General features: G+C 64.4%; 13 protein-coding genes. 5 read left to right on the top strand and 8 right to left on the bottom strand.

Annotation, left to right across the window (positions count from 1 at the left end; translation table 11 throughout):
- Window positions 1-37: 37 nt before the first annotated feature.
- Entirely contained in the window at window positions 38-943 is a 906-nt protein-coding gene (gene bla / locus C8C98_RS18325; RefSeq protein ID WP_121456373.1) for a class A beta-lactamase, read from the bottom strand.
- Between the two features lie 138 nt (window positions 944-1,081).
- On the opposite strand from bla, the gene C8C98_RS18320 reads away from it, so the two are divergent.
- The gene (locus C8C98_RS18320) at window positions 1,082-2,011 is read left to right on the top strand and encodes a LysR family transcriptional regulator (protein ID WP_099655367.1); all 930 of its coding nucleotides are present in this window, start codon (window positions 1,082-1,084) and stop codon (window positions 2,009-2,011) included.
- Between the two features lie 82 nt (window positions 2,012-2,093).
- Here the strand turns inward: C8C98_RS18320 and C8C98_RS18315 are convergent, their stop codons facing one another.
- Genes C8C98_RS18315 through C8C98_RS18300 form a run of 4 tightly spaced genes read right to left on the bottom strand, consistent with a single transcriptional unit; the run spans window position 2,094 to window position 8,546 of the window.
- Window positions 2,094-2,717 (bottom strand): TetR family transcriptional regulator, encoded by a 624-nt coding sequence (locus tag C8C98_RS18315; RefSeq protein WP_121455443.1) that lies wholly within the window; start codon window positions 2,715-2,717, stop codon window positions 2,094-2,096.
- An 11-nt stretch (window positions 2,718-2,728) separates the two neighbouring features.
- Window positions 2,729-4,153: an AdeC/AdeK/OprM family multidrug efflux complex outer membrane factor gene (gene adeC, locus C8C98_RS18310; RefSeq protein ID WP_121455442.1), complete on the bottom strand. Its 1,425-nt coding sequence runs from the start codon at window positions 4,151-4,153 to the stop codon at window positions 2,729-2,731.
- A 1-nt stretch (window position 4,154) separates the two neighbouring features.
- On the bottom strand, window positions 4,155-7,316 hold the full coding sequence (locus C8C98_RS18305) for an efflux RND transporter permease subunit (protein ID WP_121455441.1): 3,162 nt from the start codon (window positions 7,314-7,316) through the stop codon (window positions 4,155-4,157).
- A 21-nt stretch (window positions 7,317-7,337) separates the two neighbouring features.
- Complete coding sequence (locus tag C8C98_RS18300) at window positions 7,338-8,546, bottom strand: efflux RND transporter periplasmic adaptor subunit (protein WP_121455440.1); 1,209 nt, start codon at window positions 8,544-8,546, stop codon at window positions 7,338-7,340.
- Between the two features lie 170 nt (window positions 8,547-8,716).
- On the opposite strand from C8C98_RS18300, the gene C8C98_RS18295 reads away from it, so the two are divergent.
- Window positions 8,717-9,400: a TetR/AcrR family transcriptional regulator gene (locus C8C98_RS18295; RefSeq protein WP_121455439.1), complete on the top strand. Its 684-nt coding sequence runs from the start codon at window positions 8,717-8,719 to the stop codon at window positions 9,398-9,400.
- A 40-nt stretch (window positions 9,401-9,440) separates the two neighbouring features.
- Here the strand turns inward: C8C98_RS18295 and C8C98_RS18290 are convergent, their stop codons facing one another.
- Window positions 9,441-11,045 carry an HD family phosphohydrolase gene (locus C8C98_RS18290; protein WP_121455438.1) on the bottom strand — a complete coding sequence of 535 codons (1,605 nt, stop codon included), beginning with the start codon at window positions 11,043-11,045 and terminating at the stop codon, window positions 9,441-9,443.
- 117 nt (window positions 11,046-11,162) lie between these two features.
- Between C8C98_RS18290 and C8C98_RS18285 the strand changes: the two genes are divergently transcribed.
- From C8C98_RS18285 to C8C98_RS18275, 3 genes are read left to right on the top strand one after another with little or no spacing between them, the layout of a single operon-like run.
- A complete protein-coding gene (locus tag C8C98_RS18285; protein WP_121455437.1) occupies window positions 11,163-12,179 on the top strand; it encodes a rhodanese-related sulfurtransferase in 1,017 nt (338 codons plus the stop codon).
- Window positions 12,176-12,871, top strand: coding sequence for a glutathione S-transferase (locus C8C98_RS18280; RefSeq protein ID WP_121455436.1), 696 nt, complete (start codon window positions 12,176-12,178; stop codon window positions 12,869-12,871). The genes C8C98_RS18285 and C8C98_RS18280 overlap by 4 nt, the downstream gene beginning before the upstream one ends.
- Before the next feature lie 14 nt (window positions 12,872-12,885).
- Window positions 12,886-14,097: a GGDEF domain-containing protein gene (locus tag C8C98_RS18275; RefSeq protein ID WP_121455435.1), complete on the top strand. Its 1,212-nt coding sequence runs from the start codon at window positions 12,886-12,888 to the stop codon at window positions 14,095-14,097.
- A gap of 188 nt (window positions 14,098-14,285) precedes the next feature.
- Here the strand turns inward: C8C98_RS18275 and C8C98_RS18270 are convergent, their stop codons facing one another.
- Both C8C98_RS18270 and C8C98_RS18265 read right to left on the bottom strand, forming a co-directional pair.
- The gene (locus tag C8C98_RS18270) at window positions 14,286-14,822 is read right to left on the bottom strand and encodes a disulfide bond formation protein B (protein ID WP_121456372.1); all 537 of its coding nucleotides are present in this window, start codon (window positions 14,820-14,822) and stop codon (window positions 14,286-14,288) included.
- A gap of 160 nt (window positions 14,823-14,982) precedes the next feature.
- Window positions 14,983-16,107: a sulfate/molybdate ABC transporter ATP-binding protein gene (locus tag C8C98_RS18265; protein WP_121455434.1), complete on the bottom strand. Its 1,125-nt coding sequence runs from the start codon at window positions 16,105-16,107 to the stop codon at window positions 14,983-14,985.
- Window positions 16,108-16,127 lie beyond the last annotated feature (20 nt).

Raw genomic sequence — 16,127 nt, 5'->3', positions numbered from 1 at the left:
AGACGCCGCCCGCTGCGCTTGCCAGTGCTTTGGGCCCTTACACTGCTGACGCAGCCAAGGCGGCCAAGGCGCTGCGCGCCACCTCGGCAATGGCGGCCTCGCGTTGTTCGGGCTTGGCCTTGGACTGCGTGAGGTAGCAGGTCAACAGCACGGGTGCACCACCGCCCTGGGGCCACAGCACGCCGATGTCGTTGGTGGTGCCGCTGCTGCCCGCTGTGCCCGTCTTGTCCCCCACCCTCCAACCCGGTGCGCCTGCCCGCAGGCGCTTGTCGCCTGTGCTTGTTTCTACCAGCCAGCGCTGCAGCGTGGCACGTGACGCGGGCGTGAGGGCATCGCCCAGCACCAGCTTTTGCATGGTCTGCAGCATGGCCTGTGGCGTGGTGGTGTCGCGTGGATCGCCTACTGCGGCTTCGTTCAAAGTGGGCTCGTTGCGGTCCAGCCGCGTGGCCGTGTCGCCAAGGGTGCGCAGGTAGGCCGTGAGCGCGCTGGGGCCACCCTGGCGTGCCAGCAGCAGATTGGCGGCGGTGTTGTCGCTCAGGCTCACGGTGGCAGAGCACAGCTCGCCCACCGTCAGGCCGCCACCGGCTCCGGCCTTGGGGCCACTCACCGGCGAATAGTCCACCACTTCGCTGGCCGGGTACTGCACACGGGCATCCAACCGCTCTTTGCCCTGGTCGACCAGCGCCAGCATCCAGCCCGCCAGGGGCAGCTTGAAGGTGCTGCACATGGCAAAGCGCTCGTCCTGCCTCCAGCCCAGCGCCAGGCCGCTGCCCGTGTCCAGCAGGGCAGCGCCCAGCCGCCCTTGTGCCTTTTGCTCGATCTGTGCCAGGGCTTGCTGCCACTGCTGCGCCACGGCCGCGCTGGGCGTGCGCGCTGCAGCACAACCCCACAGGGGCGCCAATGCAGCCGCCGCCAGACCCCAGGAAAACTCTCGCCTTTGTATCGCCATCATTCACCTCGTTTGAGAAAGATGCGAACGATACGGGGGATGCAACGCACCCACCAGCGGCAATAATTGCACCCAGCCCCCAGAAAAACTTATGCATCTCCACACACCTGCACCAGCAGTTGTCACCACGCCATGCACTTGCCCCTGAACGCCCTGCGTGCCTTTGAGGCATCTGCCCGGCACCTGAACCTGACCCGTGCGGCGCAAGAGCTGCATGTGACGCAAACGGCCGTGAGCCAGCACATCCGCAACCTGGAAGAACGCCTGGGCAAGCCTTTGTTTCGCCGCCTGCCGCGTGGCCTGGCGTTGACCGATGAGGGGCAGGCGTTGCTGCCCACGTTGAGCGACGCCTTTGCCCGCATGGAGGCCGCGCTGGAGCAAATCCGCGACACCCGCCCGCGCGAGGTGCTGACGGTGGGCGTGGTGGGCACGTTTGCCGTGGGCTGGCTGCTGCCCCGGCTGCGGCATTTTCAGCAAAGCTGCCCGTTTGTGGACTTGCGCCTGCTCACCCACAACAACCGGGTCGATATGGCGGGCGAAGGGCTGGACTACGCCATTCGCTTTGGCGATGGGGCCTGGCATGGCACGCACGCCGAGCGCATTTTGCAAGCCCCGTTGTCGGCCATGTGCACGCCCGCCCTGGCCCAGGGCCTGCAGCAACCCGCTGACCTGGCACGGCTGCCCCTGCTGCGCAGCTACCGCGCCGACGAGTGGACCGCCTGGTTTGCAGCGGCGGGCCTGCCCTGCCCGGTGCTGCGGGGCGCGGTGTTTGATTCGTCCCTGACGCTGGCCGAGGCCGCCGCCCAAGGCGCCGGGGTGGCCCTGCTGCCGGTGGCCCTCTTCACCCGTGAGTTGCAGCAAGGCCGGCTGGTGCAACCCTTTGCGCTGGAGCTACAGCGCGGTGCCTACTGGCTCACCCACCTGCAGTCGCGCAGCGCTACAGCCGCTATGCAGGCGTTTGCACAGTGGCTGCTGGCTCAAGCCCATTCGGCCAGCGCAGGCCTGCCCGCGCCCGATGCGGCGGTGCCTGAAGCAAAGCAGGCGCCCTTTGAAGACCATTAGCCAAATAGGCCTCTAGCGCTTGATGAATAAGCGCAATCAGCTACGCTTTTGATCGCAAACATCTTTGAAAGGCTGTGGCCCATCAGCCCACAAACACCCCTGCCAAGTGCGTCTGCAGTGCGCTGGCACCCACGGTCGCCAGGCAAAAAGCCCCTGGCTGGCGCAGCCATTGCTGCATGAGTCCCTCCACCAAAGCGAACACGCCCAACGCCGCTACTGCAGGCTCAATGCCTGGGCGCAGCGCGCCTTGGGCGGCGGCCTGGGCCAATGCGTTTTGAAAGCACTGCAGGCCCGCCTGGCGGTGGGCCTGCAGCACCTCCACCAACCGCTGGTGGCCCTGCCCCACGCTCCACGGTCCCAAGATGCACAGCAAGCGCTGGGCTGGCACGGAGGCCTCCAGCCACGCCAAAGGCGCTGTGCCCAGGCGCACCAGCGCCTGCCGCAACGCCAAAGGGCTGCCCGTCTGCACGGCACTGGGCAAGGGCCGCACCACCTGCCAGGGCAGCTGCGTTTCGTCCAGCAGGGCCTCCAGCAAGTCGCTCTGGTCCCTGAAGTGCCAATACACCGCACCACGCGTCACGCCAGCGCGGCGGGCCACCTCTTGCATGGCGCTGTGCGCCCAGCCACGCTCCGCAAAAAGCTGCGCGGCAGACTCCAGAATGCGCTGGCGGGTGGCCTGCGCCTGTTCTTGCGTTCTGCGGACCATGGGGGCGTGCGCTACAGGCTGGACGCACTGCCCGACCAACCGCCCCCCAGCGTCTTGTACAGCGTGACGCCATTGGTCAGCTGGGCCAGGCGGGTGCCAATGAGGGTCTGGCGCGCGCTGTACCACGAGCGCTGGGCGTCCAGCACATCCAGGTAGCTGTCCACACCCCGGTCGAACCGGGCTTGCGACATGTGCAGCACCTCGCCACTGGCCTGCACCAGGGCGTTTTGCGCCTGCAGCTGGTCACCCACGGCACTGCGCTGGGCCAGCGCATCGGCCACTTCGCGGAAGGCGGTCTGGATGGCTTTTTCGTACTGCGCGAGCGCAATGCCTTGTGCGGCTTTGGCACTGTCCAGATTGGCCTGGTTGGCACCGCCATCAAAAATAGGCAGGCTGATTTGCGGGATGAAGCTCCAACTGCCCGAGCCCGCCTTGAACAGGCCCGACAGGTCCGCACTGCTGCTGCCCGCCGTGGCAGTCAGGCTGATGCGCGGGTAGAACGCCGCCCGCGCCACGCCGATGTTGGCGGTGGCGGCCTTGAGCTGGTGCTCGGACTGCAGCAGATCGGGCCTACGCAACAGCAGGTCAGACGGCACCCCCGCAGGCAGTGCGGGCAAGGCATTCAGCGTGTCGGCCAGCACCTCGGGCGCCAACGCCTCAGGCACAGCGGTGCCCAGCAGCAGCGCCAGGGCATTGCGGTCTTGTGCCACCTGGCCGGTGTAGCGGGCCACGTCCACACGGGCGCTTTCCACACTGGTTTGCAGTTGGCGCAGGGTCAGGGCCGAGGCAGCACCCAGCTCAAACCGCGTTTGGGTGAGGCGGTACGACTCGCTTTGGCTGCGCAGGGTCTCTTGCGCCAAAGCCAGGCGCTCCAGGTCGGCTGCCCAGTTCAGGTACGCCGTGGTCACCTCGGCCACCAGGCTGATCTGCGTGGTGCGGCGGGCCTGCTCGGTGGCCAGGAACTGCTCCAGCGCCTGGCTGCTGAGGTTGCGCACGCGGCCAAACAGGTCCAGCTCATACGCACTCACGCCCAGGTTGGCGCTGTACTGGTGGCTGGTAACGGCCGTGCCTGCGCCCGACAGGCTGGCCGGGGTGCGTGCTGCCGTGCCGCTGCCCGTGGCGTTCACCGTGGGCAGGGTTTGCGCGTCTTGCACGCGGTATTGGGCGCGGGCCTGTTCGATGTTGAGCACGGCCACACGCAGGTCGCGGTTGTTCGCCAGGGCCAGCTCGATCAGGCTGCGCAGCTTGGCGTCGGCAAAAAACGTGCGCCAGTCGATGTCGGCGGTAGCGCCGCTTTGTGGGGCGCCGCCATCGGCCGCATCCGGGTAAGCCACCGGCACGGGCGCGGCGGGCCGTTCATAGGTGGGGGCCAGGTTGGCACAGCCGGTCAGCACCAAGGCAGCAGCCAGCAGGGACAAGGTCAAGGAACGAGGCATTTCAGTGGCCCTCCGACAAAACAGGGGTGGCAGCATGTGCATCGGTGCCAGGCGCAGGCTTCTTGCGCCCAAACAGCTTTTGCACGATCACGAAGAACAGCGGTACGAAGAAGATGGCCAGCACCGTGCCGGTGACCATGCCACCCACCACGGCCGTGCCCAGGGCGTTTTGCGCACCTGCGCCCGCGCCCTTGCTCAGCATCAGGGGCAGCACGCCCAAGATGAACGCCAGCGACGTCATCAGGATAGGCCGCAGCCGCATGCGTGCCGCCGTGATGGCTGAATCCACCAGCGAGTGGCCCTGTGCGTAAAGCTCCTTGGCAAATTCCACGATCAAGATGGCGTTTTTGGACGCCAACCCCACCGTGGTCAGCAGCCCGACCTGGAAGTACACATCGTTCATCTTCCACGTCAGCACCGCGCCCGCCAGCGTGCCCAGCACCCCCAGCGGCACCACCAGCAGCACCGAGAACGGAATCGACCAGCTCTCGTACAGCGCCGCCAGGCACAAGAACACCACCAGGATAGACACGGCATACAGCAGCATGGCCTGGCCGCCCGCTTCGCGCTCCTGGCGCGACACACCGGTCCACTCAAAGCCAATGCCAGCAGGCAACTCGGCCGCGTGGCGCTCCACCAAATCCAGCGCCTGGCCGCTGGACATGGCGCCTGGCAGGGCCATGCCCAGGATTTCCACCGAAGGCACGCCGTTGTAGCGCTCCAGGCGGGGCGAGCCGGTGATCCACCCCGAGGTGGAGAACGCGCTGAACGGAACCATGGTGCCGCTGCTGTTGCGCACAAACCATTTGCCGATGTCCTCGGGCACCATGCGGTGCGGTGCATCGGCCTGCAAGAAGACCTTCTTCACGCGCCCCTTGTCCAGGAAGTCATTGACGTAGCTGCTGCCCCACGCCACCGAGAACGTGTTGTTGATGTCGGCCATGGACAGACCCAGCGCACCCGCCTTGTGCTCGTCAATGTCCAGGCGGAACTCGGGCGCGTCTTCCATCCCGTTGGGGCGCACGGCCACCAGGCCCTTCTCTTTCATCAGCGCGCCCAGCAGTTGGTTGCGTGCGGCCATCAGGGCGTCGTGGCCCAGGTTGGCGCGGTCTTGCAGCATCAGGTCAAACCCGCTGGCGTTGCCCAGCTCAGACACCGCAGGCGGTGCAAACGCGAACACCGACGCATTGCGGATTTGCGACAGCGCGCCCATCGCCTTGTTGGCCACGGCCTGGGCCTTGAGGCCCGGCGCCGTGCGTTCGCCCCAGGGCTTGAGCTTGACGAAGGCAAAGCCCGTGTTCTGCCCGCTGCCCGCAAAGCTGAAGCCCGCCACGGTGAAGATAGCGTCCACCGCGTCTTTTTGCTCCTCCAGAAAGTGGTGCTGTACCTGGTCCAGCACCTTTTCGGTGTTGCTTTGCGTAGTGCCTGGGGGCAGTTGCACGATGGCAAACAGCGTGCCCTGGTCTTCCTCGGGCAAAAAGCCTGCGGGAATTTTGGTGAACACAAAGCCTACAGCCACCACCAAAATGGCGTAGCCCACCATCCACCGCCCACCGCGCTTAAGCATGCGCTGCACCAGGCTTTGGTAGCCACGGTTGCTGCGATCAAAAGCACGGTTGAAGGCGCCAAAAAACCCTTTTGTGGCCAACCCGTGCCCCTTGGGAATCGGCTTGAGCAGCGTGGCGCACAAGGCGGGCGTAAGGATCATGGCCACCAGCACCGACAGCGTCATCGCCGACACGATGGTGACGGTGAACTGGCGGTAGATGACACCCGTGGAGCCACCAAAGAAGGCCATGGGCACAAACACGGCGGCCAGCACCAGGGCCACACCCACCAGCGCGCCGGTGATCTGGCCCATGGATTTGCGCGTGGCTTCCAGGGGCGACAAGCCCTCCTCGCTCATCACCCGCTCCACGTTCTCGACCACCACAATGGCGTCGTCCACCAGCAAGCCAATGGCCAGCACCATCGCCAGCATGGTCAGCGTGTTGAGCGAATACCCAAACGCCGCCAGCACGCCAAAGGTGCCCAGCAACACCACTGGCACTGCAATGGTGGGGATGAGCGTGGCGCGGAAGTTCTGCAAAAAGAGGTACATCACCACAAACACCAGCACCACAGCCTCGACCAGGGTCTTGACCACTTCCTGGATGGAGATGCGCACAAAGGGCGTGGTGTCGTAAGGCTTGATGACCTTCATGCCCTGCGGGAAGAACTTGCCCAGCTCAGCCAGCTTGGCGTCCACCGCCTTGACGGTGTTGAGCGCATTGGCGCCAGTGGCCAGCTTGATGGCCAAGCCTGCAGCGGGCATGCCGTTGAAGCGGGCCACGGTGGCGTAGCTCTCGCCGCCCAGCTCGATACGCGCCACATCGCTCAGGCGCACAGCGGCGCCGTTGGCCTGGGTGCGCAACAAGATGCCTGCAAACTCGTCGGCCGTCTTCATGCGCGTTTGCGCAGTGATGGTGGCATTGAGTTGTTGGTCGGCAGCGGACGGCAGCCCGCCCAGTTGCCCGGCAGACACCTGCGCGTTCTGCGCCTGGATGGCGGTCTTCACGTCCAGCGGCGTCAGGTTGAAGCTGTTGAGCTTGCTCGGGTCCAGCCAGATGCGCATGGCGTATTGCGAGCCGAACAGCGTGGTGTCGCCCACGCCTTCTACGCGGCTGATCGGGTCTTGCACGTTGGCCGCTACGTAGTCGGACAGGTCCGAGCCGTTGAGCTTGCCGTCTTCCGACACAAAAGCCAGCACGTTCAGGAAGTTGTTGGCCGACTTGGTCACACGCACGCCCTGCTGCTGCACCTCTTGCGGCAGCAGCGGCGTGGCCAGGGCCAGCTTGTTTTGCACCTGCACCTGGGCGGTGTCGGGGTCGGTGCCGTTCTCAAAGGTCAGCGTGATGGTCACGCTGCCCGAGGACTCGCTGGTCGAGGCGATGTAAGAGAGCTTGTCCAGCCCCTTCATCTTCTGCTCGATGACCTGGGTGACGCTGTCTTCCAGCGTTTTGGACGAAGCGCCCGGATACGTGGCCGAGATGGCGATGGCGGGCGGCGCAATGGTGGGGTATTGGGCGATGGGCAGTGTCAGCACTGCCATCACCCCTGCCAGCATCGTGATGATGGCAAGCACCCACGCGAAGATGGGGCGGTCGATGAAAAAACGGGCCATGGGATTCTCTTTGCGGGGTGTTCAACGGGCGCTGGAGGGTGCGCTGGCGGCGGCAATCTTCTGCACCGCTTCCGTCTTTTTGAAGGCGGCGGGGGTGTAGGGCTGGGCTTGCACAGGCTGGCCAGCACGCGCTTTTTGCTGGCCTTCCACCACCACGGTGTCGCCCGCTTTCAGCCCATCCGTCACCAGCCACTGGTCACCCACGGCGCGGTCAGCAGTCAGGCTGCGCTGCTGCAACTTGCCTTCCCCATCGACCACAAAGACGTAGGGCTTACCGGTGGTGTCACGGCCCACAGCGGGCTGGGGCACCAGCAGGGCTTGCTCCAGCACGCCTTCTTCCAAAACAGCGCGGGCATACATGCCCGGCAGCAAATCGGCGCGGGGGTTGGGGAACTCGGCGCGCAGCGTCACGGCGCCCGTGCTTTGGTCCACCGTCACGTCCGAAAACTGCAGCTTGCCTGGCTGCGCGTACACGCTGCCATCCTCCAGCACCAGACGCACCTTGGCGGTGCCGGTTTTGAGGGTGCCTGCGTCCATCGAACGCTTGAGCGCCAGCAGCGTGCTGGTGGACTGCGTCACGTCCACATAGATCGGGTCCAGCTGCTGCACCGTGGCCATGGCACCGGCCTGATTGGCGGTGACCAGCGCGCCAGGGGTGACGCTGGAGCGCCCGATGCGCCCGCTGATGGGCGAGGTGATGCGGGTGTAGTCCAGGTTGATGCGCTGGGTTTGCAGCGTGGCGCGGGCGGCGCTGACTTCGGCCTCGGCCTGCAGCAGCGACGCGGCGGCGTCGTCGGCATCCTGCTGACTCACGGCCTTGATGGCAGACAGCTCCTTGAAGCGCCCGGCCTTCAGCCGCACGGTGACCAGGTTCGCCTCGGCCTTGGCCAGGGTGGCCTGGGCGCTGTCCACATTGGCGCGGTAGGTGGCGGGGTCGATCTGGTAGAGCACATCGCCCGCCTTCACATCGCTGCCTTCTTTGAAGCGGCGCTGCAGCACCAGCCCGGTGATCTGGGGGCGTACCTCGGCAATTAGCGCAGGGGCCACACGGCCGGGCAGCTCGGTGGTCAGCGGCAGGCGCTGGGATTGCACGGTAATGACCCGGACCTGGGGCACGCCCCCGCCGCCGGTGGCCGGCGGCTGAGGCGCTTCGCCGCAGGCGGCCAGTGCCAGGGCGGAAACGGTGGCCAACACGGCCACGGGTCGTTGAATAGCAGGATGCAAGCGCATGAACAAAGCTCCTCGGCCCAGGCGCTTTGGTACGCCCGACCTGACAAGGTGAAACACGATTTAACTGTACCGAACAGTACGGTATTGACGATTATCAATTTGACACATTCGGCTTGTCAAGCAAAAATGGACTCATCGGTACGGTTAAAAGAAATTCATAGGAGCACGGCATGAAAGTTCGCACGGAAGCACGCCGCGAGGCGATTTTGGAAATCGCCTCGCAGGTCTTTCTGGAGTTCGGGTTTGAGCGCGCGTCCATGGCCGAGATCGTTCGCCGCATTGGCGGCTCCAAGTCCACCATCTACGGCTACTTCCCATCCAAGGAGGCGCTTTTCCAAGCGGCGACCATGGCGGTGGGCCAGCGCCATGTCCGGCCAGCGTTCGATGCAATGCTGATGGAGCAGGACGTCAGCGCCGGGGTGGGTCGGCGGCTGGATGAGTTCGCACGAACGCTGGCCGCCTTCATCTGCAGTGATCAGCTGATTGCCATACAGCGCATGGTGCTCGCAGAGGCGGGCCGCTCGGACATGGGCGCCCTCTTCTACGACGCCGGTCCCCACCAGGGCGTGCAGGACCTGGGCTCTTTTTTTAGCCGCGCCATGGACGCAGGCGTCATGCGCTACGGCGATCCCTACCTGGCGGCGCGCCAGTTTTTCTCGCTGCTACAGGCAGAGCTGCTGCCGCGGTGGTACTACCGCAACCTGCCCCCGCTGCCCCCTGCCGAGATCCAGGCCTGCGCCGACCGCGCAGTCAACACCTTTGCCCGCGCGTACGAGATGCGGCGGCCCGAGCACCTGTCCGCCCCCTCCCGGGAAGACCGGGCGCCTACCGCAGCACCCAAAGAGCCCTCATAGCAATGAAATAGAGCGCAATCAGCTATATTTTTTATAGCAATCACAAATCACATTGCAGGGGATCGAGGAACTGGCGTGCATAGCGTACGTGCACACCCTGCCCGATAAACACCGCAAACAGATCGGGGTCGATGTGCCCGTTCTCGCACATGCGCTCCATGATGGACACGGCCTGCGATACCGTCATGCCGCGCTTGTACGGGCGATCGGCCGCTGTGAGCGCCTCAAACACATCAGCGATGCCCATCATGCGGGCCTGCACTGACATCTGGTCGCGCGTCAGGCCCTTGGGGTAGCCGCGCCCGTCCATGCGCTCGTGGTGGCCGCCCGCGTACTCGGGCACGTTCTTGAGGTGGCGCGGCCAGGGCAGCGTCTCCAGCATCTTGTTGGTGGCCACGATGTGGTGGTTGATGATGTCGCGCTCGGCCTGCGTCAGCGTGCCCGAGCGGATGGTGAGGTTCTCGACCTCTTCGGCCGTCAAAAAGCTGGTTTGAATGCCCTGCGGGTTGCGCCACTGGCGCTGCACACCTATGTCGCGCACGCGCTGCTGGTCTGCCGCCGACATGGCCTCTCCCCCGATATTGGCCTTGCGCAAAAAATCACGGTCGGCGTCCAGCACGGCCAGCTCTTGCTGCAAGGCCTGTTGCACCTGGGCTTCCGCCGCCGCATCGGCCACCGGGCGCAGGGCCAGCTGGCGCCGCAGGGCAGCCAGTTCTGCATCGCGCTTGAGCACTTCAAAGCGCGTATCCACCAGTCCGATGCGGTCGTACAGCGTTTGCAGCTTGGTGGCTTTGTCCACCACATGCACAGGGGTGGTGATCTTGCCGCAGTCGTGCAGCAGCCCGGCCATCTTCAGCTCGTAGCGGTCGCGGTCGGTCATGGCAAAGTGGGCCAGCGGCCCCTCTTGCACTGCGTGGGCGGCTTCGGCCAGCATCATGGTCAGCGCGGGCACGCGCTGGCAGTGCCCCCCGGTGTAGGGCGACTTTTCATCAATGGCCAGGTTGATGAGGTTCACAAACGACTCGAACAGGCGCTCGAGCTGCGTGACCAGCAGCCGGTTGGTGAGCGCAATAGCGGCCTGTGAGGCCAGCGACTCGGCCAGGCTTTGGTCGGCCTGCGAAAACGCCATCACCTCGCCCGTCTCCGGGTCACGCGCATTGATGAGCTGCAGCACGCCAATCAGCTCGCGGTCGTGGTTCTTCATCGGCACCGTCAGGAACGACTGCGAGCGATACCCCGTGCGCGCATCAAAAGCGCGTGTCCCTGAAAAATCGAAGCCCTGTGCGCTGTAAGCATCGGCAATGTTCACCGTGCGGTCGTGAATGGCCGAGTGCGCCGCCACCAGCGAGTCATTGGGGGCCCCATCGGTGGTGCGCAGGGGCAGCAGTGGCAGGTCAATGGGTTTGCCCGTGGTGCCCCCCAGGCGTATGCCCAACGAGTCGGTGCGCAAGATCTCAAACTTCAGGGCCGCCTGGTCTTCCGTCACGCTGTAGAGCGTGCCACCGTCCGCAGCAGTGATGGTCTTGGCGGCCTCCAGGATGTTCTCGAGCAGCCGCTCAATGTCCCGCTCGCGCGACAACGCTGCCCCAATGCCATTGAGCTGCTCCAGCCGGCGGAAAAGATGGATAGTGGATTCCTTGCTCATGCGACTCACCTGGCGGCTGCGTTTGGTACCCCGACATCGTAACGAAAGGTGACCGCTATCATCGCCCTGTTTACCCGCCTGCCCCATCTCCCACACTTCGCATCTTTTTGCTATCCCGTGAACCCGGTCGCGCCTCCCTTCATCACCGCCGCCCTCTACCAATTCGTTGATCTGCCCGACTTTGCCGCGCTGCAAGCGCCCCTGCAAAGTCTCTGCGAGGCCCACGGCGTGCGCGGCATGCTGCTGCTGGCGCACGAAGGCATCAACGGCACCATCGCAGGCACGCCCAACGGTGTGCACGCGGTGCTGGGCTGGCTGCGCAGCGACAGCCGCTTTGCCGCCCTGCAGCACAAAGAGGCACCCGCCAGCGCCATGCCCTTCTACCGCATGCGCGTACGGCTCAAAAAAGAGATCGTCACCCTGGGCGTGCCCGGCCTGAACCCCGCGCGCAACGCAGGCACCTACGTCAAACCCAGCGACTGGAACGCCCTCATCGACGACCCCAGCGTGGTGGTCATCGATACGCGCAACGACTATGAAGTGGGCATCGGCACCTTCGAGCGCGCCATCAACCCGCACACGAAAAGCTTTTCCGAGTTTCCGGCCTGGGTGGCACAACAGTCGCAGCCCGGCGGCGTGCTGGCGGGCAACCCCAAGGTGGCCATGTTCTGCACGGGCGGCATCCGCTGCGAAAAGTCCACCGCCTTCCTCAAGTCGCAAGGCTTTGACGAGGTCTATCACCTCGAAGGCGGCATCCTCAAATACCTGGAGACGGAGCCCGCAGAAGCCACCCGCTGGCAGGGCGACTGCTTTGTGTTTGATGAGCGTGTCTCCGTAGGCCACGGCCTGGTGCGTGGCCCGCACCAGCTGTGCCGCTCCTGCCGCATGCCGCTGGGCGAAGCCGAGCTGGCACACCCTCACTATGTGCAAGGCGTGAGTTGCCCCTATTGCCACGGCACCCGCACGCCCGAGCAAGAACGCGCACTGGCCGAGCGCGAGCGGCAAATGCAGCTGGCGGCCCAGCGCGGCCAGGAACACATCGGCGCACGCCAGCCCAGCAGCTCTGCACGGCCCAGCACGCGAGAAGTCAAAGAAGGCAAAGACGACGCAGGCTGCACGGAAGACGCGGCATGACCACCTTGCCCGTTCTCTACTCCTTTCGCCGCTGCCCCTACGCCATGCGTGCCCGACTGGCCCTGGCGGTGAGCAGGCAGGCGTGCGAGCTGCGCGAGGTGGTCCTCAAGAACAAGCCCCAGGCGCTGCTGCAAGCCTCGCCCAAAGGCACCGTCCCCGTGCTCGTGCTGCCAGATGGCCAAGTGCTGGAGCAAAGCCTGGACATCATGCTTTGGTCCCTGGCACTGCACGACCCCAAGGGCTGGCTCACTCCGAGCCAGGGCACATTGCAAGACATGCTGGAGTTGATCGCCGAATGCGATGGTCCCTTCAAACAAGCGCTGGACCGCTGCAAATACCCCAGCCGCTACCCCGGCGCCGATGTGAGCGCCGCGCGTGCCACCGCCGTGGCTTGGTTGAGCGCACTGGACACCCGCCTGGCCACCCGCCACCACCTGTTCGGCCATCGCGCGGCCTTGGCAGACATGGCCATCGCACCGTTTGTGCGCCAGTTTGCGGGCATTGATTCTGCGTGGTGGCAAGCACAGCCCTGGCCCCATTTGCAGGCATGGCTTGCGCATTGGCAGGCCAGCGATCTGCTGGAGAGCGTGATGCACAAGCTGCCTGCGTGGGTGGATGGGACAGAGGGCGTGCGGTTTCCTCACCCTGCTGCAACTTTCGCCCCAGGCGACAGCGCCGGGTTCCATCACTGATCGGTCACGCCCAGATGGTTGCATACGTTCTCGTTGGCATGCTGTGTGCACACTTGCTGTGCTTCTCCGTCATGTTTTTGCTCATCAGCAAACGCCTGCACGGCAAGAAGATGGGCATGGACTTTTTTGCCGTGGGTAACCTCCTGCTGGGATTGGCCTATGTGCTCCAGCTGGTGGAGGGCGGCCCCGCCTGGAGCGTGATGAGCGTGGTTAACCACACCCTCACGCTGGCCTCTCCCGTTGCTTACGGGCTCGGGGTCATGCGGTTTTTTGGCTACCCCGCTCCCCTGTTGCGGCCGTTGATGGCATTTGCCATCGCGTACACCGCCTTGCAGGTGCTGGTGCAATGGAGCTTGGGGCCTGTGGCCCGCTACGCCTTGCTGTCAGGAATGTCCGCACTGCTTTTCCTGATGATGGCGCTGACGGCCCTTTATGGCGTTCGCACATTTGCCAAGCATTTGTATTGGGAGATGGCGTTTTTTGCGCTCCTGATCGGCGGCATTTGCGTGCTCAACGCCATCAAATTCGTGAAGGTTCTGGACGGCGGCCTGGAAGCGCTACACATGGGCAGCCATTTCCAAATGGTGTTCTACATCTATATGTCGTCCCTGGCCACTGTGGTGCCGCCCTCCATCGTTTGGCTGGTACTGCGGCGCCTGACCGATGATTTGAGCAGCATGGCAGCGCGTGATCCGATGACGCAGCTGCTCAACCGCAGAGGTCTTTCAGAGGCGCTGGACCGGTATTTCAATCTGCGCCAGGCGGCTCCGGCCTTCTTGATGCTGTTGGATGTCGACCATTTCAAACGCATCAACGATACCCACGGCCACCAGATCGGAGACGCCGTACTGTGCCGCGTAGCAGAGGTGCTGCGCACCACAGTGCGCCGTGGCGATCTGACAGCCCGCATCGGCGGCGAAGAGTTTGTCGCCATCTGCACAGGCAGCGACGGTGCGGGTGTCCTGCAACTGGCAGAGCGTGTGCGCAAGGCGGTTGAAAATCAAACCATCGAAATCAGCGGCTTTGACGAACCGCTGCGCTGTACGGTCACGATCGGGGTTTCAGGCGACTTCGCCAGCCTTCCGGCCCTGGAAGGCGCCATGCGGGCCGCCGATGCAGCGCTTTACCGGGGCAAGGCCGCAGGACGCAATCGGGTCGAATCGAATGGTGCTTCTGCCCCCTTTTTGCACCAGGGCGCAAGCCCATACACTGCGGGCCAGACATAAGCAGCGAAAGCGGTGGGATAGCCCCCTTTGCACATTGGATCGCACCGAGCAACCTTGACGGCCTGCAGCTACAGGCGGGCCGCCCGCCCACATCCCTCAGCGCGTGAACAGGTACCGTTGAGCGTGCAGACAAAAACAAAAGGCGCTCCACAGAGCGCCTTTTGCCAAGTCGGTGCCTGCAACAATTTTCAAGCAGCCGAGTACCCCGCTGCACCGCGGCGGTCGCCCTTGAAGCCGCGCACCAACAAAGCCAGCAGCACCAGCCCAAAGCCGACAAAGCAAATAAACGACCAGTTGGCGATGGAGCCACCCAGGAAGGTCCAGTCGATGGCAGTGCAGTCACCCGAGCCACGGAAGATCATGGGGATGGCGCGGCCGATGGGGTAGTTTTCAATCATGCCGTAGAAGTCGCGGCCGCAGGTAGCGACTTCGGGGGGATACCACTGCAGCCAGCTTTGGCGGGCGGCAACAAAAGCACCGAACCCTGAAGAGAGCAAGCCCAGCGCAGCAAAACCCATCCACCAGCCTTTTGAGCCTCTAACGCTCGCCAATGCAGCGAAGACAGCTACCAAAATGAGAGCATATCGCTGCACGATGCACATGGGGCAAGGCTCCAGGCCCACCACATGCTGCAAATACATGCCAAAAGCCAGCATGGCCACGCAGGCCACGCTGATCAGCGCCAGCACGCGGCGCGGGGCCTGATCAATCCAGTTCAACACCATCATTCTTATCCTTGTGGCGTATGGTCCTTCAACCGCCTCACGTCGTTGGGGCGCCTTGCCGTGCCAAAGCACTGTCTGCGGCGCCCCGCCTAGTGATGCGGTCGAATCACCATCCGCTGAAAGCCACTGCATCGCGAGCAGCTTTCCTAAGAAAACCGGCTCAGATCCCCGCAGCGTGATCTAAAAAAACACGGGCGCGGCGCGGTGTCACCACCAGCGTTTCACCCTCTTTGAAGCCCTGCTCCTTGAACTGCTGCGCAGGAATCTGCGCTTCGATCAGGGGGTCTGGGGACGCATTGTCCGCTGGTTTGTGGTCTTGGGAGGGAATAAGTTCCAACCGCGCAATCGGCCCCACCACGATGGCGCGGCTAAGCTGCGCCACGATGCCACGTGGGCGGCCTTCGGCGTCCAGTCCTGCGCCGGGCGAATAGCGCTCCACATCCAGATCATGCGGGCGCACGTAGGCAAAGGCTTTGGCGTTTTGTGCCTGGCTGTGCTCGGGCGAGTCAATCTGCATGCCATCCAGGTGCACCAACCCTTCGTGCGCGCGGCCATGGAACAGGTTCACATCGCCCAAAAAGCCGTACACAAACGGGCTGGCGGGCTGGTCCCACACCTGCTGGGGCGAGCCGCTTTGCTCGATGCGGCCCTGGTTGATCACGACCACGCGGTCGGCCACTTCCAGCGCCTCTTCCTGGTCGTGGGTCACGAAGATGCTGGTCACATGCAGTTCATCGTGCAGGCGGCGCAGCCAACGGCGCAGTTCCTTGCGCACCTTGGCGTCGAGCGCGCCAAAGGGCTCGTCGAGCAGCAGCACCTTGGGCTCCACCGCCAGCGCGCGGGCCAGGGCAATGCGCTGGCGCTGGCCGCCAGACAGTTGCGAGGGGTAGCGGTCGGCCAGCCAATCGAGCTGCACGAGCTTGAGCAGGTCGGTCACCTTCTGCTTGATCTGCGCTTCGCTTGGGCGCTCGCCACGGGGCTTGACGCGCAGGCCGAAGGCCACGTTCTCAAACACCGTCATGTGGCGAAACAGCGCGTAGTGCTGGAACACAAAGCCCACGTTGCGCTCGCGCACGTGCACGTCGGTGGTGTCCTCGCCGCTGAAATGGATGGTGCCGACATCGGCAGTCTCCAGCCCCGCGATGATGCGCAGCAGCGTGGTCTTGCCGCAGCCCGAGGGGCCCAGCAGTGCGATCAATTCGCCGGAGGCAATGTCCAGGCTGACATCGCGCAGTGCATGGAAGTCGCCAAACTGCTTGCTGACGTTACGGATTTCGATGCTCATGGTGTTTCTTCCTTCAGCGG

The organism is Acidovorax sp. 106 (assembly GCF_003663825.1).
In the GTDB taxonomy this organism is placed as follows: domain Bacteria; phylum Pseudomonadota; class Gammaproteobacteria; order Burkholderiales; family Burkholderiaceae_C; genus Acidovorax.
This window is presented reverse-complemented; position numbering and strand designations above follow the sequence as displayed.